The 23,350-nt window shown below is 55.2% G+C and carries 27 protein-coding genes; 14 read left to right on the top strand and 13 right to left on the bottom strand.

Annotation, left to right across the window (positions count from 1 at the left end; all coding sequences use genetic code 11):
* Nucleotides 1-84: 84 nt before the first annotated feature.
* The 5 genes from LGL98_RS15465 to LGL98_RS15445 form a co-directional block, all read right to left on the bottom strand.
* On the bottom strand, nt 85-798 hold the full coding sequence (locus LGL98_RS15465) for an ArsR/SmtB family transcription factor (protein WP_136035097.1): 714 nt from the start codon (nt 796-798) through the stop codon (nt 85-87).
* A complete protein-coding gene (locus LGL98_RS15460) occupies nt 795-1,187 on the bottom strand; it encodes an amino acid-binding protein (RefSeq protein WP_136035095.1) in 393 nt (130 codons plus the stop codon). The genes LGL98_RS15465 and LGL98_RS15460 overlap by 4 nt, the downstream gene beginning before the upstream one ends.
* Nucleotides 1,180-1,503 carry an antibiotic biosynthesis monooxygenase family protein gene (locus LGL98_RS15455; protein WP_136035093.1) on the bottom strand — a complete coding sequence of 108 codons (324 nt, stop codon included), beginning with the start codon at nt 1,501-1,503 and terminating at the stop codon, nt 1,180-1,182. Before LGL98_RS15455 ends, LGL98_RS15460 begins: the two co-directional genes overlap by 8 nt.
* Before the next feature lie 306 nt (nt 1,504-1,809).
* Complete coding sequence (locus LGL98_RS15450; RefSeq protein WP_136035091.1) at nt 1,810-2,037, bottom strand: DUF1272 domain-containing protein; 228 nt, start codon at nt 2,035-2,037, stop codon at nt 1,810-1,812.
* 107 nt (nt 2,038-2,144) lie between these two features.
* Nucleotides 2,145-3,338: a zinc-dependent alcohol dehydrogenase gene (locus LGL98_RS15445; RefSeq protein ID WP_136035089.1), complete on the bottom strand. Its 1,194-nt coding sequence runs from the start codon at nt 3,336-3,338 to the stop codon at nt 2,145-2,147.
* A gap of 611 nt (nt 3,339-3,949) precedes the next feature.
* Between LGL98_RS15445 and LGL98_RS15440 the strand changes: the two genes are divergently transcribed.
* The 6 genes from LGL98_RS15440 (at nt 3,950) to cydB (ending at nt 8,625) form a co-directional block, all read left to right on the top strand.
* A complete protein-coding gene (locus LGL98_RS15440; protein WP_004150795.1) occupies nt 3,950-4,135 on the top strand; it encodes a con-10 family general stress protein in 186 nt (61 codons plus the stop codon).
* An 89-nt stretch (nt 4,136-4,224) separates the two neighbouring features.
* Entirely contained in the window at nt 4,225-4,719 is a 495-nt protein-coding gene (locus LGL98_RS15435) for a YciE/YciF ferroxidase family protein (protein WP_008807707.1), read from the top strand.
* A gap of 26 nt (nt 4,720-4,745) precedes the next feature.
* Complete coding sequence (locus tag LGL98_RS15430; protein WP_136035087.1) at nt 4,746-5,252, top strand: ferritin-like domain-containing protein; 507 nt, start codon at nt 4,746-4,748, stop codon at nt 5,250-5,252.
* Nucleotides 5,253-5,268: 16 nt separating this feature from the next.
* Nucleotides 5,269-6,156, top strand: coding sequence for a manganese catalase family protein (locus LGL98_RS15425; RefSeq protein ID WP_136035085.1), 888 nt, complete (start codon nt 5,269-5,271; stop codon nt 6,154-6,156).
* Between the two features lie 55 nt (nt 6,157-6,211).
* The gene (locus LGL98_RS15420; protein WP_136035083.1) at nt 6,212-7,618 is read left to right on the top strand and encodes a cytochrome ubiquinol oxidase subunit I; all 1,407 of its coding nucleotides are present in this window, start codon (nt 6,212-6,214) and stop codon (nt 7,616-7,618) included.
* On the top strand, nt 7,615-8,625 hold the full coding sequence (cydB, locus tag LGL98_RS15415) for a cytochrome d ubiquinol oxidase subunit II (protein ID WP_136035082.1): 1,011 nt from the start codon (nt 7,615-7,617) through the stop codon (nt 8,623-8,625). Before LGL98_RS15420 ends, cydB begins: the two co-directional genes overlap by 4 nt.
* Before the next feature lie 116 nt (nt 8,626-8,741).
* Here the strand turns inward: cydB and LGL98_RS15410 are convergent, their stop codons facing one another.
* Complete coding sequence (locus LGL98_RS15410) at nt 8,742-8,939, bottom strand: hypothetical protein (protein WP_136035079.1); 198 nt, start codon at nt 8,937-8,939, stop codon at nt 8,742-8,744.
* Nucleotides 8,940-9,504: 565 nt separating this feature from the next.
* On the opposite strand from LGL98_RS15410, the gene LGL98_RS15405 reads away from it, so the two are divergent.
* The 3 genes from LGL98_RS15405 to LGL98_RS15395 all read left to right on the top strand — a co-directional run bounded on the left by LGL98_RS15405 (nt 9,505) and on the right by LGL98_RS15395 (nt 11,994).
* A complete protein-coding gene (locus LGL98_RS15405; protein ID WP_136035140.1) occupies nt 9,505-10,137 on the top strand; it encodes an ECs1377 family protein in 633 nt (210 codons plus the stop codon).
* Nucleotides 10,138-10,765: 628 nt separating this feature from the next.
* A complete protein-coding gene (locus LGL98_RS15400) occupies nt 10,766-11,452 on the top strand; it encodes an EAL domain-containing protein (protein WP_136035077.1) in 687 nt (228 codons plus the stop codon).
* 131 nt (nt 11,453-11,583) lie between these two features.
* Nucleotides 11,584-11,994, top strand: coding sequence for a Spy/CpxP family protein refolding chaperone (locus LGL98_RS15395; RefSeq protein WP_136035075.1), 411 nt, complete (start codon nt 11,584-11,586; stop codon nt 11,992-11,994).
* Between the two features lie 69 nt (nt 11,995-12,063).
* Here LGL98_RS15395 and LGL98_RS15390 read toward each other — a convergent pair whose 3' ends face one another.
* The gene (locus LGL98_RS15390) at nt 12,064-13,572 is read right to left on the bottom strand and encodes a UbiD family decarboxylase (RefSeq protein ID WP_136035074.1); all 1,509 of its coding nucleotides are present in this window, start codon (nt 13,570-13,572) and stop codon (nt 12,064-12,066) included.
* Between the two features lie 120 nt (nt 13,573-13,692).
* Here LGL98_RS15390 and LGL98_RS15385 point away from each other — a divergent pair, with 120 nt between their 5' ends.
* Nucleotides 13,693-14,583 carry a LysR substrate-binding domain-containing protein gene (locus LGL98_RS15385; protein ID WP_136035072.1) on the top strand — a complete coding sequence of 297 codons (891 nt, stop codon included), beginning with the start codon at nt 13,693-13,695 and terminating at the stop codon, nt 14,581-14,583.
* A 6-nt stretch (nt 14,584-14,589) separates the two neighbouring features.
* Here LGL98_RS15385 and LGL98_RS15380 read toward each other — a convergent pair whose 3' ends face one another.
* Both LGL98_RS15380 and LGL98_RS15375 read right to left on the bottom strand, forming a co-directional pair.
* Nucleotides 14,590-16,374: a sensor domain-containing diguanylate cyclase gene (locus LGL98_RS15380; RefSeq protein WP_136035070.1), complete on the bottom strand. Its 1,785-nt coding sequence runs from the start codon at nt 16,372-16,374 to the stop codon at nt 14,590-14,592.
* Nucleotides 16,375-16,446: 72 nt separating this feature from the next.
* Nucleotides 16,447-17,655 (bottom strand): HD-GYP domain-containing protein, encoded by a 1,209-nt coding sequence (locus tag LGL98_RS15375; RefSeq protein WP_136035068.1) that lies wholly within the window; start codon nt 17,653-17,655, stop codon nt 16,447-16,449.
* Between the two features lie 307 nt (nt 17,656-17,962).
* Between LGL98_RS15375 and fraE the strand changes: the two genes are divergently transcribed.
* The 4 genes from fraE (at nt 17,963) to LGL98_RS15355 (ending at nt 21,700) form a co-directional block, all read left to right on the top strand.
* Complete coding sequence (gene fraE / locus LGL98_RS15370; RefSeq protein ID WP_136035065.1) at nt 17,963-19,006, top strand: fructose-asparagine asparaginase; 1,044 nt, start codon at nt 17,963-17,965, stop codon at nt 19,004-19,006.
* A 657-nt stretch (nt 19,007-19,663) separates the two neighbouring features.
* The gene (lpxP, locus tag LGL98_RS15365) at nt 19,664-20,578 is read left to right on the top strand and encodes a kdo(2)-lipid IV(A) palmitoleoyltransferase (protein WP_203032799.1); all 915 of its coding nucleotides are present in this window, start codon (nt 19,664-19,666) and stop codon (nt 20,576-20,578) included.
* 89 nt (nt 20,579-20,667) lie between these two features.
* Nucleotides 20,668-21,306 carry a leucine efflux protein LeuE gene (gene leuE, locus LGL98_RS15360; protein ID WP_004150783.1) on the top strand — a complete coding sequence of 213 codons (639 nt, stop codon included), beginning with the start codon at nt 20,668-20,670 and terminating at the stop codon, nt 21,304-21,306.
* A gap of 130 nt (nt 21,307-21,436) precedes the next feature.
* The gene (locus tag LGL98_RS15355) at nt 21,437-21,700 is read left to right on the top strand and encodes a DUF2534 family protein (protein WP_004190891.1); all 264 of its coding nucleotides are present in this window, start codon (nt 21,437-21,439) and stop codon (nt 21,698-21,700) included.
* A 59-nt stretch (nt 21,701-21,759) separates the two neighbouring features.
* Here LGL98_RS15355 and LGL98_RS15350 read toward each other — a convergent pair whose 3' ends face one another.
* The 4 genes from LGL98_RS15350 to LGL98_RS15335 all read right to left on the bottom strand — a co-directional run bounded on the left by LGL98_RS15350 (nt 21,760) and on the right by LGL98_RS15335 (nt 23,251).
* Nucleotides 21,760-21,885: a hypothetical protein gene (locus LGL98_RS15350; RefSeq protein ID WP_136035061.1), complete on the bottom strand. Its 126-nt coding sequence runs from the start codon at nt 21,883-21,885 to the stop codon at nt 21,760-21,762.
* A 119-nt stretch (nt 21,886-22,004) separates the two neighbouring features.
* Entirely contained in the window at nt 22,005-22,058 is a 54-nt protein-coding gene (locus LGL98_RS26335) for a hypothetical protein (RefSeq protein WP_071532068.1), read from the bottom strand.
* A gap of 20 nt (nt 22,059-22,078) precedes the next feature.
* Nucleotides 22,079-22,180 carry a YoaK family small membrane protein gene (locus LGL98_RS15340; protein WP_004150782.1) on the bottom strand — a complete coding sequence of 34 codons (102 nt, stop codon included), beginning with the start codon at nt 22,178-22,180 and terminating at the stop codon, nt 22,079-22,081.
* Between the two features lie 57 nt (nt 22,181-22,237).
* A complete protein-coding gene (locus LGL98_RS15335) occupies nt 22,238-23,251 on the bottom strand; it encodes a sensor domain-containing diguanylate cyclase (protein ID WP_136035059.1) in 1,014 nt (337 codons plus the stop codon).
* Between the last annotated feature and the right edge of the window lie 99 nt (nt 23,252-23,350).

Below are 23,350 nucleotides of genomic sequence, written 5' to 3'. Positions count from 1 at the left end.
TGCCGGAAGGCTGCTGGACTGACACGAAGTGACTAAAAAAGCGGATTGCTATGGTTAACCCTCCTTGCCCAGATTCAGTATTCACTACCTGCTCACTTTCAGATTAAACAGCCGGGACAGCGCCGCTCTGCCGCTATCCGTCACTTGTACTTCCCGATATCCCGGCGCGCGCGTTATCCATCCTTTTTGCAGGAACAGCGTCATTAGCGCCGAGCCGGCGTCGCCTCCCAGATGAAAACGTCTTTCGCTCCAGTCGAGACAGGGGCAGCAGGGCTTACGCCGTGGGCGGGCGTTCAGTACTGCGCCAAGGCGTTCAAGCTGAGTTTTACCGGCTGACGTCAGGGCCAGGCCATCTGCCGCCAGCCATTTTTCCCGCAGCATAAATTCATAAATATTGACCGCCAGTTCGCCCGCCAGGTGATCGTAGCAGGTTCGGGCGTAGCGAAGCGTAACCGGCGTGCTGGTGGCCAGCGCCTTATACGCCTGCATTGAGACGCCCATAAGATTTTCCAGCAGCCCGGCGATATGCGGGCCCGCCAGGCGGTAATAGCGGTGACGCCCCTGCGCGAGACACACTACCAGCCCGTTGTTGAGCAGCCGGGCAAGATGGCCGCTGGTGGTGGAGGCGGACACCTCGGCGACGGTGCTAAGCTCAGTGGCAGTCCATGCGCGCCCGTCCATCAGCGCGCAGAGAATACTGACCCTTGACGGGTCAGAGAGGGCTGAGGCCACCATCGCCATAGCGGTTTCCAGCGCCTCCTCTGGCTCACTGCCTTGCTGCGTTTTCAGGAGATTCATTCAGAAAATATGGCCCATTTTTCGGTCACTTCCGCTGCCCGGGTGTCATCATCAGTAATGAGAATGAGCCGGTTACGGTGGTCGCTGTACTGTACCAGAATAGTAATGCCGTTGCGGGCAAGGGTCGCGGCGATTTCCCCCAGTTCCCCGGGGCGTTGCTGGGGTAACTTTCGTATCAGAGGGCGGCACACATTGCTGACCGTAAAGCCAGCCTCGGTCAGCACCCTACGGGCTTTTTCGCCGTCTTCCACCAGAAAATGCGCATGTCCGGCATCAGGCGTGGAGAACACGCCGCCGCCTTCGAGGCCCACGCCGTTGTTACCCAGCGTCTTACCCATTGCGCCAAGCGAGCCCGGCGAGTTGCTGAGAATGACATGAATATCATACATCGGGCTGTGCTCCTCGATCCGATGAATAATCCCGGAACACACGGGCTACGCGTATTCTGTAGAAAGAAAAAATCGATGCTTTACCTTCGCGCTGGGCAGCCAGATGCCGCTCATTTTGCTGCCAGTGGGCCACCGAAGCTTCATCTTCCCACCAGGATAACGAGAGGATTTTGCCGGGCGTACTCAGGCTCTGAAAGCGCTCAATGGCAATAAACCCCGGCGTGTCTGATAGCAAAGGCGTCAGCCCGGCCGCCAGCTGAAGATATCTTTCCTGTGCTTGTGGTAAGGCGTCGGCCTCAAAAAGTACCGCAATCATAAGTCTGCTCCGTGGTGAATGTCCCTGCAGTCTACTGACGGCCGGAGCAGGAAGCTTCGGTGGGCAACGAAATATGCCAGTTGGCAGATAAGCGATGGTAATGGCAGTTTGCCAGTATATTTTCGCGCTTGTGAACGGCAAAAAAAGAAAGCGTTTGATGCCCTGGTGCGAATTGCGGCCTTACGGTTTGAACAGGCCAGAGCAATAGCCGAAAGGATCCCGTTTGTCAGCCATGGGTCGCGCCTTCTGGCTTGTTGCTCTCCTTTCACATTTATTTTCACGACGGCCAGGATACCTGTCTCGTGCCTACTGCCCATGGCGACGCAGGGTAGAGGCGGGGTGTCGCCGAAGCGCCTCTGCGGGACGCACAGGGCGCCGCACCAGTTCGCCGCCACAGTTTGGGCAACGACCGTGCAGCCGCGCCGTCATGCAGTCCCGGCAAAAGGTGCACTCGAACGAGCAGATAAACGCCTCGGGTGAGTCTGGCGGCAGATCTTTATCACAGCATTCGCAATTCGGGCGTAACTCGAGCATTAACTTCTCCTGTGGTTAACGGCGGTATCAGCGACGGCGGGTCAACGTATGCTGTTTTTATATCACGGCCCGGACTGGCTGCCGAGGAGGGCGGATTAACTTCCGCCTCAAAGCGTTGCCTTCCCGGGCTGCATCCCCGGCACAAGGATGACTTTGCGGCATGCCTCTTCGCGTTTCTCAAAGATCTGATAGCCGCGCGCGGCCTCCTCCAGCGGCATATGGTGAGTGACGATCTCCTCAGGGGTGAGCAGCCCTTGCTCAATCAGCGCCAACAGGTCCGGTAACCAGGCGTGGACGTGGGTTTGCCCCATCCTGAAGGTCAGCCCCTTATCAAAGGCATCACCAAACATAAAACCGTGAATGAAACCGGCGTACACGCCGGGCACGCTGACGATACCGCCGCGGCGCACGGCGGCGATGCACTGGCGCAGGGCTTTGCCGCTGCTGCCCTCGATTTTCAGGTTGCTGAGGACGGTTTCCGTGAGGCTGCCTTTCGCCTCGAAGCCCACGGCGTCAATCACCGCGTCGACGCCGCGATGTCCCGGCGTGTTATCGATAATCCACTGCGCCGGGTCGTCATGGGTGTCGAAGTTTATCGGGATCGCGCCATAGCGCTGCTGTGCGAAATCGAGTCGGTAATCGTTATGATCGATGATAAATATCTGCTCTGCGCCATTGAGCCTGGCGCAGGAGGCGCACAGCAGGCCTACCGGGCCGGCGCCAAAAATAGCCACGCTGCTGCCGGGTTTGACCTCGGCGTTTTTTACTGCCTGCCAGGCGGTGGGCAGAATATCTGACAGAAACAGCACCTTTTCATCGGGTAAGGTGTCCGGCACTTTAAACGGTCCGGTATTGGCTTTGGGGACCCGAACATATTCTGCCTGGCCGCCCGGGATCCCGCCGTACAAATCGCTGTAGCCGAACAGGGCCGCAGGTGGCGTGATCCCTTTGCGGTTGAGCGTTGCCCCCTGGCCGCTATTGGTGCTTTCGCAGGCGGCATATTGCTGCAGGCGACAAAAGAAGCAGTCTCCGCAGGCGATGACAAACGGGATAACCACCCGGTCGCCTTTGCGGACCGCGGTGACCGCGGAACCCGCTTCCACCACTTCACCCATAAATTCATGGCCGAAAATATCGCCATGGTGCGTGCCGGGGATCTTGCCACGATAAAGATGCAGATCGGAACCGCAGATCGCTGTTGCGGTGACGCGCAGAATAATATCGTCCGGTGCCTCAAGAGCCGGGTCAGGCATGGTGTCGACACTGACATGATGGGGACCGTGATAAGTGAGTGCTTTCATTGTATATTCTCCGGAAGAGTACGACTGATCGCCTAAGGCCCAGGGTATCGTGACCCGACGCGCTTGCCGCCGACAAGTCACCTTAAAAAATAAAGCGTAGAGCACAAATAATGTAGCTGCGTGATATTCAAGTCGCTGAGCGTATTCTACGCTTCGCTTATTTCACGTCTGGTTTGTTTAAATTAGTTTCCTATTTTCATTAAGCGTACTAGCCTTAATCATGCATGATATTCGCTCCATTTTTTATTTGATAGCCGCTCCCCCAGCGGCTTTTTTTATTGATAATTTTTAGAAAAGTTCTGAATTTCAGGCTGACGAAGCGTATCGGTGCCGCTTCGTTATATCACTCAATCGGACTACTCCACAGGTATAAATAATGGGAGGGGAACGGGTATTATTTCCCTGAACACAGTGGGTTACCGGAAAAAGTACCGCCTGGTTATTTTTAAGGTATCTTGTAGAATTATTCCGAATTACTGCTGAAAGGCATCGAAAAAACGGAATAATAATTTGACTAACCAGCATTACCCGCTAGATTTAAATATCGAACGACGAGTGATACGGAATATTTTCGTATCGTACTGACATAACCGATATACATGAGGTGAAATATGGCAGAGCATCGTGGTGGTTCCGGTAATTTTGCTGAAGACCGTGAAAAAGCTTCTGAAGCAGGTCGTAAAGGTGGTCAGCACAGCGGCGGGAACTTTAAAAATGATCCGCAGCGTGCGTCCGAAGCGGGTAAAAAAGGTGGACAAAACAGCCACGGCGGTGGCCGCAAGTCCGATAATTCCTGATTATCCTTTTCCTTGCACCCTGAAGTGAAAGTATCTCCTGCGAGTCTGTATAGACTCGCAGTTATTTTCTGACTCCAGAAGGTATTTCTATGAATATGAAAAGCATTGAAGATGTATTTATTCACCTGCTCTCAGATACCTACAGCGCAGAGAAACAATTAACCCGCGGGCTGGCTAAACTGGCCAGAGCGGCGTCCAGTGAAAAACTCAGCGCGGCGTTCAATGCTCATCTCGAAGAAACCCAGGGCCAGATTGAACGTATTGACCAGATTATTGAGCAGGAATCCGGCCTGAAAATCAAACGCATGAAATGCGTGGCCATGGAAGGATTAATCGAAGAGGCCAATGAAGTCGTTGAGAGCACGGAAAAAAATGAGGTGCGAGATGCTGCGCTAATTGCCGCTGCGCAAAAGGTCGAGCATTACGAAATTGCCAGTTACGGTACCCTGGTCACTCTCGCAGAACAGCTGGGTTACAAAAAAGCAGTCAAATTGCTGGCCGAAACGCTGGAAGAAGAAAAACAAACCGACGTTAAATTAACCGATTTGGCGGTAGGTAATATTAATAAAAAAGCGGAAAAATAAACGCTCCCTGACACGAGGAAAAGACGATGAATCACGTTGAACATTATCATGACTGGCTCCGCGATGCGCATGCCATGGAAAAGCAGGCCGAATCCATGCTGGAATCGATGGCTGGCCGTATCGATAATTATCCCGATCTCCGTGCCAGAATTGAACAGCATATTAATGAGACCAAACGGCAAATTACCGTGTTGGAAGAGATCCTCGATCGCAACGAAATTTCGCGTTCGGTGATAAAGGACTCGATGAGTAAAATGGCGGCCCTTGGCCAGTCCATCGGCGGGATGTTTCCTTCCGATGAAATCGTCAAAGGCTCGATTAGCGGCTACGTCTTCGAGCAGTTTGAGATTGCCTGCTATACCTCTCTGCTGGCGGCGGCTGAAAAAGCGGGCGATACCGCCTCTATCCCGGCGATCGAAGCCATTCTGGCGGAAGAGCGGGAGATGGCCGACTGGCTGATTAAACATATACCCCAGACAACGGAGCAGTTTCTCCTGCGGTCGGACGCTGACGGCGTAGAAGCGAAAAAATAACCCAGGAGGCAGGCTTATGTTTCGTCATGTGAAAAAGTTGCAGTACACCGTACGCGTTGCTGAACCCAATCCGGGGCTCGCGAATTTACTGCTCGAGCAGTTTGGCGGCCCTCAGGGCGAGCTGGCCGCTGCGTGTCGTTATTTCACCCAGGGATTAAGCGATGACGATCCTGGCCGCAAAGACATGCTGATGGATATCGCAACAGAGGAGCTGAGCCACCTGGAGATCATTGGCACGCTGGTCGGCATGCTAAATAAAGGCGCAAAAGGGGAGCTGGCGGAGGGCACCGAGAGTGAGGCGGAACTGTATCGTTCGCTCACTGCCAACGGCAATGATAGCCATATTACCTCGTTACTGTACGGCGGTGGTACTCCGCTGACCAACTCGGCGGGCGTGCCGTGGACGGCGGCCTACATTGATACTATCGGCGAACCCACCGCCGACCTGCGGTCGAATATCGCGGCGGAGGCGAGGGCGAAGATCGTCTATGAACGCCTGATCAACGTCACCGACGATCCTGGGGTGAAAGATGCCCTGGCATTCCTGATGACCCGCGAAGCGGCGCACCAGCTCTCGTTTGAGAAGGCGCTGCAGTCGATTCGCAATAACTATCCACCGGGCAAACTGCCCCCCATTAGCGAGTACGCTAACACCTACTACAATATGTCTGAAGGTGGAGAAGTACGCGGCAGCTGGAACAGTGACAAACACTTTGATTATGTCAAGGATCCGCAGCCGGCGGTGGATGGTGGCGATGGCGGCGCTTCTGTCAGCCTCACACCAGAGCAGGAAGCGCTGTGCAAAGCGATGCTGAAGCGAACACAGTCTGACCCGCAGGGTGATCCTTTGACCGGCGCCGAACTTGGTGCCGGGAAGCAAAACACCTCATCATCGGCTAAGTGATGTTCGCATGAGCCCCGGTTGCGACCGGGGCGCTTCACAATGATGGGTGTGAAATATGTTTGAATTCGACGCGTTTCATCTTGCCCGAGCGCAATTCGCCTTTACCGTTTCCTTTCATATCCTGTTTCCGGCTATCACTATCGGTCTTGCCAGCTACCTGGTGGTGCTTGAAGGATTGTGGTTACGAACCCGGGATAACGTCTGGCGCTCACTCTACAACTTCTGGCTGAAAATTTTTGCCGTCAATTTTGGCATGGGCGTAGTCTCCGGATTAGTCATGTCCTATCAGTTCGGCACCAACTGGAGCGGATTTTCGCAGTTTGCCGGCAGTATTACCGGCCCACTGCTGCTGTATGAAGTACTGACCGCCTTTTTCCTTGAAGCAGGTTTCCTTGGGGTGATGCTGTTTGGCTGGAGCAAAGTGCCGCCAGCGCTGCATTTTTTCACCACCTGCATGGTAGCGCTTGGCACGCTGGTCTCCACCTTCTGGATCCTGGCCTCCAATAGCTGGATGCAGACGCCGCAGGGTTTTACCATCGAAAATGGCCATCTTATCCCGCAGGACTGGCTGGCGATCATCTTTAATCCCTCATTCCCATATCGCTTGTTCCATATGGCGATAGCCGCCTTTCTCAGCAGCGCCATGTTCGTCGGGGCTTCGGCGGCGTGGCATCTTCTGCGCGGGAATGACTCGCCGGCTATCCGTAAAATGTTGTCGATGGCGATGTGGATGGCGCTACTGGTCGCGCCGATCCAGGCGGTGGTAGGGGATATGCATGGTCTTAACACCCTTGAGCATCAGCCGGCAAAGATCGCGGCCATCGAAGGGCACTGGGAAAACCGCCCTGGCGAGGCCACGCCGCTGCTGCTGTTTGGCCTGCCGGATATGGAAGAAGAACGAACCCGTTATGGTTTGGAAATCCCCGCTCTCGGCAGCTTGATCCTCACCCACAGCCTGCATAAACAGGTGCCGGCCCTGAAAGATTTCCCTAAAGAGGATCGGCCTTATTCGCCTGTCGTTTTCTGGTCATTCCGCATCATGGTTGGGATGGGGGTATTGATGATCGCCTTAGGGGTCTGCAGCGCCTGGCTGCGCTATCGACGTCGACTGTACCACTCGCGGGCATTCCAGTGGTTTGCGCTCTGCATGGGGCCCGCCGGCCTTATTGCCCTGGTCGCCGGGTGGGTGACCACCGAGATGGGCCGCCAGCCGTGGGTGATCTACGGTTTGCTGCGCACCCGGGATGCGGTGTCGTTGCACAGCACACTGCAGATGGCCATCAGCCTGCTGGTATTTATTGTGGTTTACTGCGCCGTGTTTGGCGTGGGGTATTACTATATTTTCCGGCTGATTAAAAAAGGGCCGCAGCCGGTGACGGAGCTGACCTCACACACCGCGGGCACGCCGGCGCGTCCGCTCTCGGCGGCAGAGCCGGTGCGCGATGAGGAGAACGCATCATGAGCATCGATATCTCGGTGATTTGGTTTGTCATCATCGTCTTCGCCACCCTGATGTATATCGTGATGGACGGTTTCGATTTAGGCATCGGCATGTTGTTCAGCGTGGTACACGATGGCGAAGAGCGCGACGTGATGGTCAATAGCGTGGCGCCCGTCTGGGACGGTAACGAAACCTGGCTGGTGCTCGGCGGGGCGGGGCTGTTTGGCGCCTTTCCGCTGGCTTACGCGGTGATCACCGATGCGCTGGTCATCCCGCTGACGGCGATGCTCATTGGTCTGATTTTTCGCGGCGTGGCGTTTGAGTTTCGTTTCAAAGCGATCCCCTCGCACCGTACCTTCTGGGACTACGCCTTCGCCGGCGGCTCGCTGCTGGCGACCTTCAGCCAGGGGATTGTCGTTGGCGCGTTTATCAATGGCTTTGCGGTGGCTGACCGCCGCTTCGCCGGCTCGACGCTGGACTGGCTCACCCCCTTCAATCTGTTCTGCGGTCTGGGACTGGTGGTGGCCTATCTGCTGCTTGGCACCACGTGGTTGATCATGAAAAGCGAAGGCGCGCTGCAGCAGCAGATGCGCGAGCTGACCCGCAAGGTACTGCTGGCGTTGATGGTGGTGATTGCGGTGGTCAGCGTCTGGACGCCGCTGGGCTGGCGCTATGTGGCGGAACGCTGGTTTACGCTGCCCAATTTCTTCTGGTTCGTGCCGGTGCCAATTTTGGTGCTGACGCTGAGCCTGTGGATCTGGCGTCTGAGCGCGCGCCCCGCCAGCCACGCCCGCCCGTTTATTCTGACGTTGGGCCTGATTTTCCTCGGCTTCAGCGGGTTGGGGATCAGCGTCTGGCCGAATATCATCCCACCGCATATCTCCCTCTGGGATGCCGCTGCGCCGCCCTCGAGCCAGGTGTTTATGCTACCGGGCGCACTGCTTATTATCCCGGTAATCCTGATGTATACCGCCTGGAGCTATTACGTCTTTCGCGGCAAAGTGTCCGGCAGCGAAGGCTATCATTGAGAGGCCAACAAAAGCGGGCAGCTGAGTAACCGGCTTGCCGCGCCCCTCCCGGTCAGGGATGACCGGGAGGGGCGCGGACAAACCGGCGATCTGTTGCATCTTCTCGGGCCGGGTGTTTATGCCTTCGGGGAGGGGATCTTAATAATAAACCGTTCGTTAACCCGGGTGATTTTCGCACCCGTCTCGCCAAACTCGCTGGCGATTTTAAAAAAGTCGTCAGCGGCGACATCAAAATCGAGTTCGATTTTCTGATGCTGTCCGGTTGCCAGTAATTCATAGAAATGATCAAGGCTGCGGGCTTTTTCGCTAGGCATCTTATTTCTCCATGGTAAATCAATCAGCAGGGTATTTATTGCTTACGGCGCTTTTACGGATTATTCAGCAGGATGACAATCATATCTGATATAAGATTATGCAATGACTTTCTGGTTAGGGTGGGGCGATATTATCCTGTTGTTAAACCTGTTGCCGCTCGTTTCCCTGCAAGGTCAGAACGAGAGGGACAATCCTGCGGCCCGGTTGATGATAGACATTTTATGATGACAAATTAATGACAATAAAATGAACCATGAAGGAGAGCGGGCGTTTAAAACGCTATACCATTTTATGTTGTGGCTGTTAAGGCAGTTCTTAACTACTTTAAGGTAATGGGGTGTCATTTTGTTATGGCCAACGGCGAGGGAACAATGATGCAATTACTTGATTTATTCGCAGGATTATTATGGTTAAGCTGCGTTATTTTCCTGCTGTTTGTTCTGGATGTGGTCATCACTCGTTATCTGTATCGTAAATAAGCGGCAAGGGCCGTGGCGGGGAGCATAGGGGACGGCGCCGGAGAATGATAGAATAGCGCCGGGCTAAATGAGAAAGGAACAAACGGTGGCCGGGAGAATTGATTACGATATTGAAAAATACCAGTTTACCGAAGCCGACGAGACACCGCGACTGCGGGCGCAGTGGCGCGAGGTATACCAGGAGTGTCGCCAGCTGCAGGCCGGGGCAGAGGAGCGCCTGCGTATTGCGCTATTGAACGTCGACTATGTCACCAGCTTCGAGTTGCCATTTCGCCTGCTACTGGTCCGGGCGCCGCAGCTTATCGCCAGTGTGCGCGAGGCATTACAGCTCAATCGTAAAGCCGCCATATTCAATGGTAAGCGCTATGGCTGCGTCTACAGCCTGAAACAAGATTTACAGGCTATTCCGGAGGCCTTTCATTACCGCCTGTCAAACCGCATTCGTCGTGTCGATCCGACTGGGTTGACGGCCTCCCCGTACCAGCAGATCGCCCGGGAGATAAAGCCGGCGCGGGAGCGACTTGAGCGGGCGCTTCGCGCCGGTTTACCGGTCACCGCTCTCGATGCCCTGTTCTGGTTTGGCAGCCAGCGGGTGGCGGCAGATATTGCGCAGTTGCGGCGATCCGGTATGCGGATTGTCACTGAAGAGGTTGAGGTCAGCGACAATCTGTTCAATACCACCCGGCGGGTACCAGTTTATCGCCTGGCCAGCGTATGAGGAGGCAACCCTTCGCCCAGCCGCTGTCTTTGCAGACAATTCACCACTGCCCCATCAAACCAGACACATCGCCCCCTGGCGGCATGCCGTGGGGCGGGTGCCAGCCACGTGCTGGCGATGAGCATGAACAGCATCAGCGCCAGCGTAACCACGTTTATTCTTTTCACTGCCCAGCACCCACTTCACGTTGCCTGGCAGCAGGGTAATGGGAAAGTATGACGGTTCAGTGACTGAAATGTTTTTCCCATTGGTAGCATGAAGTAACAGGCGGGGAGAAGAGGGCGATGCGTTTATCGCTTCAGGGCATCACCCGGGAGCGAAAACTGGCGGCTTGTATTTTTCATTTTTATTATGCATCGCTTTTTTTAGCGTAGTGGCGGAAAGCAGGATATCAGTTTTTACTACAGGGGATTCGTGGTAACTACCTGGTTTGAAACAATATTTTAATTGCTGTTTCGCCAGGTGTTGTAGCAGTGGCTAATTTATATTAATTCAATTTACCGATCAATAAATTATAAGTTGATAGATTTTGTCTATTGAATGATCCTTATCGATCATTTTAAACTATTTTTGTTGCCGGGAAATATATGACATGCTTTAACCCTTTCTTATTTTTGGTATTTTTTAAATGCTTGAAGAAAATGTGAAAAATACCTTATATCGCTTCGTACTGGAGCCGGCTATTAGCGATGATGGCGGCTACCACTCGTGGGAATTGCTCACTAAAGACATTATAGCACCGGCACAAAATATCACCTCATCGCCAACGTTTTCTTTCTCCACGCTTACCGACCGCGACAAGATTTCACTATTCACTCGCCAAATCGAGCTGCTTGCTGTATTTGATTTTTCCCGGCTGGATAATAAGCCAGTATCGTTGAATATTGATGATTTATTAAGCCAGTTGATTCTGGCGGACCGCTACCTCTGTGATTTCTTACGCTCCTGTAAGCATATCGCGCTGGAAATCAACGAGAATTTTCACGAGTTCAGCGCCGGGCGTGAGCTGACCACGCTGAGCGCGCTGGCGGCGCTTTGCCCGGTCTGGCTGGATGACTTTGGTCGCGGACGCACTTCTTTCGCCTTACTGGACAGATTCCGCTTCGATTGTGTCAAAGTGGATAAAGATTATTTTTGGGATAAAGAAGACGACCCCAGATTGCCCGGCCTGTTACAGGCTATCTCTGGCCTGACTCGCCATGTCATTGTCGAGGGGGTGGAAACCGAGAAGCAAAAACGGCTAATCAGATCGGCCGGCAATATCATCGGTCAGGGTCGTTACTGGAAAGATAAATACATCTTTTTGCACTGCTGAGTTGCCGGTAAGCAGATTTTTTTACTTGCCACGCTTTATTTGTCCAGTTTTAAATTAACCCTTTGTTACAGATAGTCTTTATTAGCACAGTGATAATCCAGTCTCTTTTTTTGCCTTAAGGATAACTCACTGTGAATACTCGCTTGCGTAACACCCTGATCGCCCTTGTTCTGACCACCAGCTTTACCGCAGCCAGTCAGGCGTCGACTTCGGCTGACGTACCCTCGGTCTCGCAGGATCCGGTTGTCCAGCATTTGAAACTAAGTGAGGCGCAGGTCGCCAAAATCCAGGCGCTGCGTCAGGGGTTCGAAAACAATGTGAGCCAGATTAAAATCAGCGGCTATCAGGACGGCGCTCTGGCTGAGGTTATTCACTCCGGAAAATGGGATGATGCTAAAGTCAAACAGCAGCTGGCCGCCTTTGGCCAGCTGGATCAGCAGGTGCGCTATTATCGGGTGAAATACTACTTCGACGTAAGCCAGGTGCTGACGCCTGATCAGCGTGAGCAGGTCAAAAAAGATCTCGCTGCCGCTATCAACTAACGCTGTCTCAGCCATTCGTCCCCGATGACACTGAATGTGAAGAAGCCGCCGTTTACCGGCGGCTATGGCTTATTTTGCGTTGCCCTGGTTTTTTTCCAGCCGTGCGAAATACTCCGGCGCGAACGGACGTGGATCAACCTCGGCAAACGGTGCACGCTCGAAGTGCGATTTCAGATCCCACGGCACGGTACAGTCGAAAATCGTCTTGCAGCTGATGCCCTTGCCGCGAATCGACGTGCTGTATTCCGGCGTCTGGGACGGATCCAGCTGATGACCGCGAATGCCGGGGATTGTCGTAATGCTGACATCCCCCTGCATGCGGGTGGTCATCGCCCACAGGATATCGTCGCTGTCAAAGATATCGACATCTTCATCAACCAGAATAATATTTTTTAGCTCGGAATAGGTCGCCAGTGCCAGCAGCGCGGCCTGTCCCTGACGCCCCTCGTCGGCAGGCTGACGTTTTTTCACCTGCAGAATGGCCAGGAATTTACCGCCGCCCGCGGTATGGGCGTAGACATTTTGTAAAAAGCCCGGGATAGCGGCCTCGACAGCATTCCAGATACTGGCTTCCGTTGGCAGCCCGGCGAGGGTGGTATGCTCTTCACCCGGCCCTACCAGCGTCTGCAGAATCGCATTGTTTCGCATGGTCACCGCTTTGACTTTAATGACCGGCAGCGACGGATTAGCGCCGCCGCAGTAGCCAGGAAATTCCGGCATCGCGTGGCCGCTGTTGGTGTGCTGATCCTCTCTGACGCGCACGCCCGGCAGCAGCTCACCCTCGATTACGATCTCGGCGCGAGCGATGGCTTTCTCCGGGACGCTGACGCCCTGTACCAGCTCCACCGGACGTTGACGCAGCGCGCCGGCGACGCCCAGTTCATTATAGCCAAACGGTGTGGTTGGCGCTTCAAAGCAGGCGCCGATATAGATAGCCGGATCGAGCCCCATATTGATGGTAATCGGCAGCGGTTTGCCTGCGGCCTCGGCTTTTTGACGAAACACTTCGATATGGCGGCCAGCGGCGAGAAACATCGACAGCTCATCCCGGCCCTGCACGCACAAACGGTGGATGGTGACGTCGGTCAGCGAGGCGTCGTCAGGATCGCTGGCCAGCGCCAGGCCCAGGCAGAAGAAGGGGCCGGCGTCAATCGGGGTGTTAGTGGGCGCTGGGATCAGTTTGCGCAAATCAAAGTCCGGATCGTCGGCACGAAATACCTGCTCCTGACAGGGGGCGCTGCTGGCCGGCACGACCACCGGCGCGACCGGTTTTTTGACCGCTTTACCCACTTCCAGAGCCAGTTGAGAGGCTTCACAGCCCAGCAGCAGCGCGGCGCGCTGGCGGCTGGCGTGTACCCCTACCAGAATGCGCGAGTGCGGATAGCCTTTAATATTGTTAAACATCATTGCCGGACCGATACGGGTGGGGCGTTTAACGGTACCGCCCGCGCCGATATGGCGATAGACGCCAGCCAGTTCGGCGTTAGGGTCAACTGGATGATTGGTTTCGAGGTACTGATTGTCATGCTGTTGCAGCAGCGCGATGGCGTCGCGCAGATCCTGAATCGGTGCGGTCATGATGTTCTCCTTAGCGTGTCAATGCCGTCAGTATGCTTTGCAGGCTAAGTATTATCAATTGCATCATTCATGCTTTATTGATAAGTTTTTTATTATCAATAAAGCCTACGGAGTACGACGATGTCCTTTCGTTCGTTACGCCATTTTGTCGTGGTTGCCGAAGAGTTACATATGCACCGGGCGGCGGAGCGGTTACATATTGCCCAGCCCGCCCTCAGCCAGCAGATTAAACAACTGGAGCAGCGCCTGGGCGTGGTGCTTTTCTCCCGCGCTAACCGCCGCCTGACCCTCACCGCCGCGGGCGAGGCTTTTTTACACAAGACGCGGCTGGCGCTGGAAATGGCCGATCAGGCGGTACTCGACGCCCAGCGCACCGCGCGAGGCGAACAGGGTAGATTACATCTGGGGTATGTCTCCAGCGCGATGTATGACAGTAAGCTGCCGGGGCTGTTGCGCGCGTTGCGCACTGACTGGCCGGGCATTGAGCTGTCGTTGGTGCATGGCGATGTCCAGATGCTCTACGAAGCGCTGCAGGACCTGCGCCTGGATATCGCCATTATCCGCGCGCCGCTGGCCTCGCCGCCAGACGAGCTGGTGGTCAGGCCGTTTGTGCGGGAAAAGCTCTGTCTGGCGCTCTATCAGCAGCATCCGCTGGCGGGCGTGGGAGCCCTTAATCTGGCGTCGTTGCGAACAGACAACTGGATCTCGCTTGACGATCCGCAGGGCACCGGGCTGGAGCAGGTATTTATTGGCGCCTGTCGCGTGGCGGGCTTTACGCCGCAGGTGGTGCAACGCATCAACGACGTCACTTCGATGATTAGCCTGGTCTCCGCCGGGGTGGGGGTAGCGCTGGTTCCGGTCTCGGCGCGGGCGTTACGCCTTGATAACGTGGTGTATATCGATCTCCAGGACCGGCTGGCGGAGAGTGAACTGAGCATGGTTTACCACCGCCATATCCGTTCGGCGGTGGTACGGAAGGTTATTTCGCTGCTCAATGCCAGTGAGCAATAATCCTGGTTAGCCGGTCTTCAGGCGGCCAAAGCTGACAATTCTTGAACGGCCCAGCTCTTTCGCCCGGTACAGCGCGGCGTCCGCTGCGCGCAGCAGACTGTCGCTTTGGGTGTGTTGCGGGTAACTGGCGATGCCAATCGATACATCCACCTGACCTATCTCGGTCAGACCATCGCGCAGCGTCATATTATGTACCTGGGTATAGATCTCGCTGGCGCACTGGTGCGCCCCGGCTTCGTCAATACCGGGGAGCAGCACTAAAAACTCCTCGCCCCCGTAGCGGAAAGCCATGCCAGTATCGCGCACCGCGCGTTGCACAATGGTCGCCACGCTTTTAATCACCAGATCCCCGGCCTCATGACCGTAGCGGTCATTGATCGCTTTAAAGTGATCGATATCGATCATCAGACAGCTCAGCGGGGTGTGGGTATGAACTGCCAGCGCCATCTGCGAATGCAGCGCTTCGTCAAGATGATGGCGGTTACGCAGGCCGGTCAGAGAGTCGAACAGCGCTTTTTCCAGCAAGGCGCTGCGCAAACGCTGATTGGCCAGCGCCAGGCCCAGCGCTTCGGCCATCAGCTCCAGGTAGGCCCGGGAAGGGGCGTCACTGGCGGTGACATTCTGGAAGGTCAGCAGGCCAATGGCTTCGCCCTGGGCGATGAGCGGTACGCAGAGCGACTGACCGGCGTGCGCCTCCGGCAGATGATAGCAGGTGATATCGGGCTCACCCTGCACCGGCGGATGGCTGAGTCCCCGGCGTATTGCCCAGCAGTCGTCGGGGGAAAAGGACGTCGTCTCCCCGGCGGGCGACAGCCACTGCGCCACGCAGTGCATCTGCCACGGATCGGTATCCAGAACATACAGTTTCCCGGGGATCGTCGGGGCGATGTTCGGCGCAAACCGCTCTGCCACTTTAATCACATCCTCAATGGTTTCACAGCCCTGCAGACGCTGGGTCATGCGCGCCAACAGTTCACGGATCGCCCAGTCGGCGTCGCGTTGCTGTTCCAGCTGCTGGCGGGCCAGGCCGTTCTCGCGAAAAATGCGGATCGCCTGGGCCATATCGCCAATCTCATCCACCTGGGTGAAGTGCGGCGTCTCCACCGCATAATCCTGGGAAGCGAGACGCTGGACCACGTCGCTCAGGCGAACCACCGGGTACAGCACCCGCCGTTTGAGAATGAATCCGAGAACGAACAAAAACATCAGGGCGGTCAGGCCGACCATGATTTCCGACAGCGTACGCCAGATCCGCGAGCGCTCGGTGGCCTGGTCGATAGCGACGGCGGCGCGATGCTCAAGCATCTGGCGGAAGCGATCGATCTGCGTCTGCATGCGCTCCAGTTCGGTCTCGTACGCTTTGCCGTACAGCACCGCAATGGCTGCTGGCGCGTCGCCGCGAGCGACATGCGCTAAGGCGGCCTGCTGTTCATCCTGTAGCTCATCGGCGATCTGCAGACCGTCGTGCAATAGCGCCAGCTCCTCGCGGCTGGCGCCATTATCTTTCAGCCCGGCCAGCCGGTGTTCAATGCTCTTGTCGGTGTGCAGCAACTGTTGATACTGCTGCAGCGTTTCTGGCGTAGGCTTAACCACGTACAGCCGCGCGAGGTCAGACTGCTCCCAGGCGTCGTTTTCCACTTCGTCGGAGAGGGTATCAAAGACCTGGCGCTGCTGTACCGCCTGGCGTTCGGCGCGATCGGCGCTGGAGGCCATGAGCATAGCGCTCCCGGAAGCCAGCGTCAGGCCGACGGTGATCCCGTAAGCCCAGTTGGTGATGGTGGCGATTCTCACCCTGTATTTCCTTGCATGCAGATGAAGCTGTTTTAATTATAGAACCCGTCCCCGCCATGACGGCGACCCGCTTCAGGAGCGGCTCTCACGGCCAGGATGTTCGAGGGTCTGAAGAATGATGGCATGTAGCGTTGCCGCATGGCGGCGTAAAACGAGAAAGACATCGCTATCCAGAGCGCCATTTATAACATCCGCTTCCATAATCTGTAAGGCTTCCTGACAGACCATTCCTTTTCGGTACGGGCGATCTTCGGTCAGGGCGGTAAAAATATCGGCGATGGAAATAATCCGGTCGGCGAGCGTCAGGTGATATTTGTCGAGATGCAGCGGGTAGCCGCTGCCGTCCAGTTTTTCATGATGATTCGACGCCCAGTTAATAATGTCGCCGAGCTCGCTGTAGTCGCTGAGGAGTTCGCCGGTCATGTAGCTGTGCTCGCGTACCTGATTCAGCTCGTCGTCATCCAGCTCGCCCTCTTTTTCCAGAATAGAAAGAGGGACATAAATCTTACCAATGTCGTGCAGATAGCCGGCAATCTCAATTTGCAGACAGGTCGGCTCCGGCAACTGCATCCAGCCGGCAAGCTGGCGGGCGATTTCCCCTACCATAATGCTGTGGCTGGCGGTAAAGCTGCTGTAGGTGTCGACAATTTTGGCAATCAGCAGGCAGATATCTTTCAGACCGTGAATATCCAGATAGCGCGTGTTGATGGGGGCAATGATCTCCAGCAGCCGCTGAATATGGCCGGGATGAAGGTGCTGCCAGAAGTTCGCATTTTCAGCGACCTCGCACAGGGTATCGCAGAGTGGTGGGTCGATCTCCCGGTGCAGGGAGACGAACTGTTCCACCACCGCCCGCGTGGGCCAGGCCGCAACGTGGCTGTCGGCCGGCAGCAGCCGTTCAAAGGCATCGGCAAAATAGACGATATGCTGTTCGCGGGAGCCCCGGTGGGTCGAACTAAAATGGTGATCGCGAATAAAAGGGACGATGGCCTGGAAGGTCGCTAATCCCTCCAGCATCGCCACGCCCTGGCGCTGATGCGGGTCATGGATGTTATCGATAGCATCCAGCGAATGAATGGGGCGTTTATCTCCCAGCACGCCGATATCGTGCAGCAGCGCGGCGCAAAAAATGGTTTGCTGCCGCTCGGCGGGCAGTCCCAGCCTTTGCGCCAGCATCAGGGCGATTAAGGCTGTTCGTTGCATATGCCGGTGCAGTTCAGGGTTAATGATCTGAATGACTCTGGTGGTCAGCATCAAGGCTGACCTCAGGGCAATACGCATTTCTGTTCTCCGTACGCGTTACCTGGCGGCAAGACTGACCACCCTGGTGACGGAAGTGTCGATAATCTGATCGCAATGCGTGTTGTGTGATGTGTGGCTGTACCGGTAAATACTCGGAATGTATGGATTCATGTCATGTGCCCGAACTGGAGACAGCCGTGCACCATATTTGGGCAATGTGCAGGCAAGAACCTTATTATTGTCTGATAGTTAACCATTTCCCCCCCAAAAAATAAATAAATACTGGCAAGCCCTTTGCATTAAGCAAGCGTAAGTTTGATTAATGTCTATGAAGGGAGTGACCTGTATGAATTTTAGAGCATTACTGGCTATCGCGTTACTGACGATAAGCAGCGTGGCGTTCAGCGAAACGCGCTTACCGCATATCGTCATTTTAGCTACCGGTGGAACGATTGCCGGTTCGGCGGCGAGCAATACCCAAACAACCGGCTATAAAGCCGGGGCGATTGGGGTGCAGACGCTGATTAACGCCGTGCCGGAAATGAGTAAAATCGCTCACGTCGAGGGCGAGCAGGTGGCGAATATCGGCAGTGAGAATATGACCAGTGACATTATCCTGGCGCTCTCGAAGCGGGTGAATGCGTTATTGGCACGGGATGATGTCGATGGCGTAGTGATCACCCATGGCACGGACACGCTGGATGAAACCCCATATTTCCTCAATCTGACGGTGAAAAGCAACAAGCCAGTGGTCTTTACCGCGGCGATGCGTCCGGCGACAGCGATCAGCGCCGATGGGCCGATGAACCTGCTGGAAGCGGTCACGGTCGCCGCCGATCCTGATGCCCGAGGACGCGGGGTAATGGTGGTGCTTAACGACCGCATCGGCGCGGCGCGCTTTGTCACCAAAACCAATGCCACTTCGCTGGATACCTTCCGGGCGCCAGAGGAGGGCTACCTCGGTGTCGTGGTGGGCGGGAAACCCCAGTTCGAGACGCGGGTAGATAAAATTCACACTCTGCGCTCGGTATTTGATGTGCGTCAGCTGAAGACCCTGCCGAAGGTGGTGATCATTTATGGTTACCAGGATGACCCGGAGTATATGTATGACGCGGCGATCGCCCATCATGCTGACGGCATTATCTACGCGGGAACCGGGGCGGGGTCGGTGTCGGTACGAAGCGCTGCGGGCATCAAAAAAGCGCAGCAGGCGGGCATCGTGGTGGTACGCGCCTCCCGTACCGGTAGCGGCGTGGTGCCGCCGGATGACAGCCAGCCTGGGCTGGTGGCCGACTCCCTCAACCCGGCGAAAGCGCGTATTCTGCTGATGACGGCGCTGACGCAGACTAAAGATCCGCAGCTGATCCAGCAATATTTCCACACCTACTGATCTTCTGCCGCCGGAACGTCCTTCACGCCTTCGCGGCGGTTTGCCTACAGTGATCCGACGTCGGGTCACTGTCCGCGCTAAAGTCAGTGCTTTATACATGTAAGGCGTAAAGAAATATTTTTCTAACGGTGGGTGAGGGCGGTATTAAAGTGCAAATAACTGGCAAGGCGCTTATTTTTAAAGCATCTTTAAATAAGTCTATTCTTAATTATTCCCTTAAGGCGATTTTAATATTCCTGCTACCGACGGATAAAAGATGCTTCTCTTTGAAGCAGGAGCGCTTTTATTCTTTTGCGCTACAGACGACGATCTTAGGGACGCGAGCAGGCGGCGGGCCGCGTGGCTGAGCGGGCCTCAGACCCCGGCAAACAAGGCGTTCTCGAGCAGGGTTTCGGTTATGTCCGATAGTAATGCTGATAATTAGCGTGAAAATGATATACATGATGAATATATTAAGCGGAAGATAAGATTTAAGTTTACATTTAGTAACATTTGTGCCGCAATTATGTTTTTTTGTCAGCTTGCTGTTTTTTACTTGCCGGAGGGAATTTCAGCGGATTAGTATTGTCGAACTTGCTGTACGTACCGCCTAATGATGATAAATGGATTCTGTTTTCCTTAAGCGTTACCACATAATTAATGTTTACAGGAAAAATCATGGCCTGCGTATTTAATAAACAACTTTTACATCCGCGTAACTGGCTGACCTGGTTCGGGCTCGGCATCCTCTGGTTAATCGTGCAACTGCCTTATCCGCTGCTGCATTTTATCGGCACCAGCGTCGGACGTCTTTCCCGACGCTTTCTCAAACGCCGCGAACATATCGCCCGGCGTAATATCGAACTCTGCTTCCCGGACATGTCGCCGGCGGCGCGCGAAACTTTGATCGATCAAAACTTTATGTCGCTGGGAATGGGGCTTATCGAAACCGGCATGGCCTGGTTCTGGAGCGACGAGCGGGTCAAAAAATGGTTTGATGTCGAGGGCTTTGCCAACCTTAATCATGCGCTTAGCGGCGGCAAAGGGGTGATGGTGGTCGGCGTGCACTTTATGTCGCTGGAGCTGGGTGGGCGGGCCATGGGGCTGTGCCGTCCAATGATGGCCACCTATCGTCCGCACAACAGCCCGCTGATGGAGTGGGTGCAAACCCGTGGACGCCTGCGCTCGAACAAAGCAATGATCGATCGTAACAACCTGACCGGCCTGGTGCATGCCTTAAAATCAGGCGAAGCGGTGTGGTTCGCGCCGGATCAGGACTACGGTCCCAAGGGCAGCGTCTTTGCGCCGTTTTTCTCCGTCCCCCAGGCGGCGACCACCAACGGCACCTATGTCCTTTCCCGTCTATCGGGCGCGAAAATGCTGAGTATCAGTATGGTGCGCAAGCTGGGTCGTAAGGGCTACAGCCTGCATATTAGCGAAGTAATGAATGATTATCCGGGTGAAGATAAGCAGATCGCTGCCGGCTATATCAACAAGGTCATCGAGCGCGAAATTTTACGCGCCCCTGAGCAGTATTTGTGGGTGCACCGTCGTTTTAAAACCCGCCCGCTGGGTGAACCTTCCGTCTATTAACCTTCCCGCACAGGCTGCGCTTTCAAAATCCCGACAGTTGGGGTAACGTGAGCCGGATCATGTTTTAGTCGTGCGCGAAGGAGTGCAGAGTGTTCGCTGAGTTTGGTGTTCTGAATTATTTGACCTATCTGGTCGGGGCGGTATTTATCATCCTCGTTCCTGGCCCGAATACGTTTTTTGTGCTGAAGACGGGCATTGCCCACGGCGTGAAGAAAGGCTATCTGGCGGCGGCTGGCGTCTTTATTGGCGATGCGGTACTGATGTTTCTGGCCTTTGCCGGCGTGGCGACGCTGATTAAAACCACGCCGGTGCTGTTTAACGTCGTGCGCTACCTCGGGGCAATTTATCTGCTGTGGCTGGGGGGCAAAATGCTCTATGCGGTGCTCACTCAGCGCGACGGCCAGTCCGATGCCAGCGCGGAGCCGGCGAGCGCGATCCTTAAGCGCTCCCTGACCCTGAGCCTGACCAATCCGAAAGCGATTCTGTTCTATGTGTCGTTTTTCGTGCAGTTTATCGATGTGAATGCCAAAACGCCCGGCGTGGCGTTCTTTATCCTGGCGCTGACCCTCGAGGTGATTAGCTTCTGCTATATGAGCTTTTTGATCCTCTCCGGCTCGTTTGTCACCCGCTACGTCAAAACCCGCAAAAAGCTGGCCAAACTTGGCAATAGCCTGATTGGTCTGGTTTTCGTCGGGTTCGCCGCGCGCCTGGCAACCCTGCAGTCCTGATCTCCACGGGCCGGTTACCCGCTGACCGGCCCGCTGTCGCTTATTCTGCCCTGTAACAAAAACCCTTCATTTTTTATTGCATTGGTGTTACATATACAGCCGTTTATCGCTCAGCAAAAAGGAAGCCCGGATGATTCTGCAAAAACTCCTCAGCAATAAAAACTGCAAAAAATACTGTCTGTCGCTTGCGGCGGTGTTTGCTATCGCGCTGGCGGTGGTGGGGCGGGCGACCTTCGGGGGCGTGGTGAGTGAGTACAATATGCCATACTCGGAGTGGACAACGTCCATGTTCTTCCTGCAGGGGGCGATGGTGACGGTTTACAGCATTGTGTTTACCGCGCTCTTTGCTATTCCTCTTGGGTTTATTTTTCTCGGCGCCGATCGTCAGGATTAAGCGTCAACGGGCGAACCGCGGTTCGCCCTGTCTTATTCGCCCATCAACAGCGTGAAGGATTAATCATCGTCATGATAGTGATGATGGTGGTGATGGCGATGGGAGTGGTACCCGTCGTCAATAATGCATCCCGATAACAGCGTGCATAGCGCAATAATCACCGGTAACACGATCGGTTTTTTCATCCCTTACTTCTCCCGCTATTCTTCTTTCCCCGGGGCAGAAAATGCCACAGTGGATAACGTGAGTGTAAAGGGTTAACTTATTGATGGGATAGGATAAATCCGCAAAATCGCCGCGGCGATCACCACCAGCCGAGCTGAGTGCCAGCCACCGCCACGATGGCGACAATCAGCATAATAATGGTGCTTTTTTTCATTATGCCCCACCCGGCGCCGCATAGCCGCCGACAAAAAACCAGCCGAGAAAAACGACAGCGATAATAAAGATCGCCACCGGAAAAAGAATACCCAATTTCATGATAGTGTCCCTGTACCCACGAGTGATGCCCTGCATGATACTGGATATCGCGCGACTTTAGTCAATATGAATGAAATTCTCCTGCCGGCGGGACTTCTTATCCAGGTACATTGCTTCATCGGCGGCGCGCAAAGCCGCTTCAACATCGATACTCTGCGGATCGCAGGTAATTACCCCAAAACTGGCTCCGGCATAGTCGATCCGTTGCGCACCGAGGGAGTAGACGCCGCACAGCGCATCGCGCAGTGCGGCAACATACGTCTGCTGCGCCGCGGAGTCCTGGGCGCTACCGACAATCAAAAACTCATCGCCGCCAAGGCGGCCAACGATATCCTCACGGCGCGCGACGGCGGTGAGCCGTTCGCCGACCTGCACCAGGAAGCTGTCGCCGCACGGGTGGCCGAACCGATCGTTAATGGCTTTGAAACCGTCAAGATCGATAAAAATGAGCGTAACCAGCTGCTGCTGGGCGCGGGCGGCGGCAAAGCGTAGCGCCAGCTGCTTAAACAGCGCACGGCGATTAGGAAGCTGGGTGAGCTCATCGGTCGACGAGTGCAGCTCCAGCGCGACGTTAGCCGCCTGCAGCTGTTGCACCAGGGTGTCTTTTTCCACGTAGTGGGAAATGAGCTTCGCGAACAGGCCCATGACCTGTTCACCTTCAAGGTTATAAGGCTGTTGTTGCCGGCTGGTGGCGCAGAGGGTGCCGAACAGCGAGCCGTCGGCCAGGCGGACGGGAATGCTGAAAAAGGTGGCGATCCCCAGCTCCTGGGCGGCGATGCAGGAGTGCCAACGACGGGCAACGTCATTGCAAAACGTGCACTGATCCTCAAGGGCGCGTTTGCACAGGGATTCATTCCACGGGACGGAAAATCCTTCCGGGATCTGCATTTCGCTGCTGTTATGGGCGAACATGATCTGCTGCCGCTGGGCGATGGTATCAATGCGGGTGAGGTAGGTGGACTCCATTCGCGTCACCGCCTCCAGCATCTCCAGAAGCTGGCGCACCAGGGTTTCCAGGGACTGTTCCGCAGCGAGGGTTTGCGACACCCGGGCAAGAATAAAATCTGACATGAATAATACAGCTCCAGCACGCCAAACGTCACCCCAGCATATTGGGCTGCAAACGGACATCAGCGTCGAATAAACAGTGATATTTTTAAATCTATCACA

Origin of the sequence: Klebsiella africana (genome assembly GCF_020526085.1) — a bacterium.
Taxonomy (GTDB): Bacteria; Pseudomonadota; Gammaproteobacteria; order Enterobacterales; family Enterobacteriaceae; genus Klebsiella; species Klebsiella africana.
The sequence above is the reverse complement of the archived record's forward strand: the minus strand, read 5'-3'. Positions and strand labels throughout refer to the sequence as shown.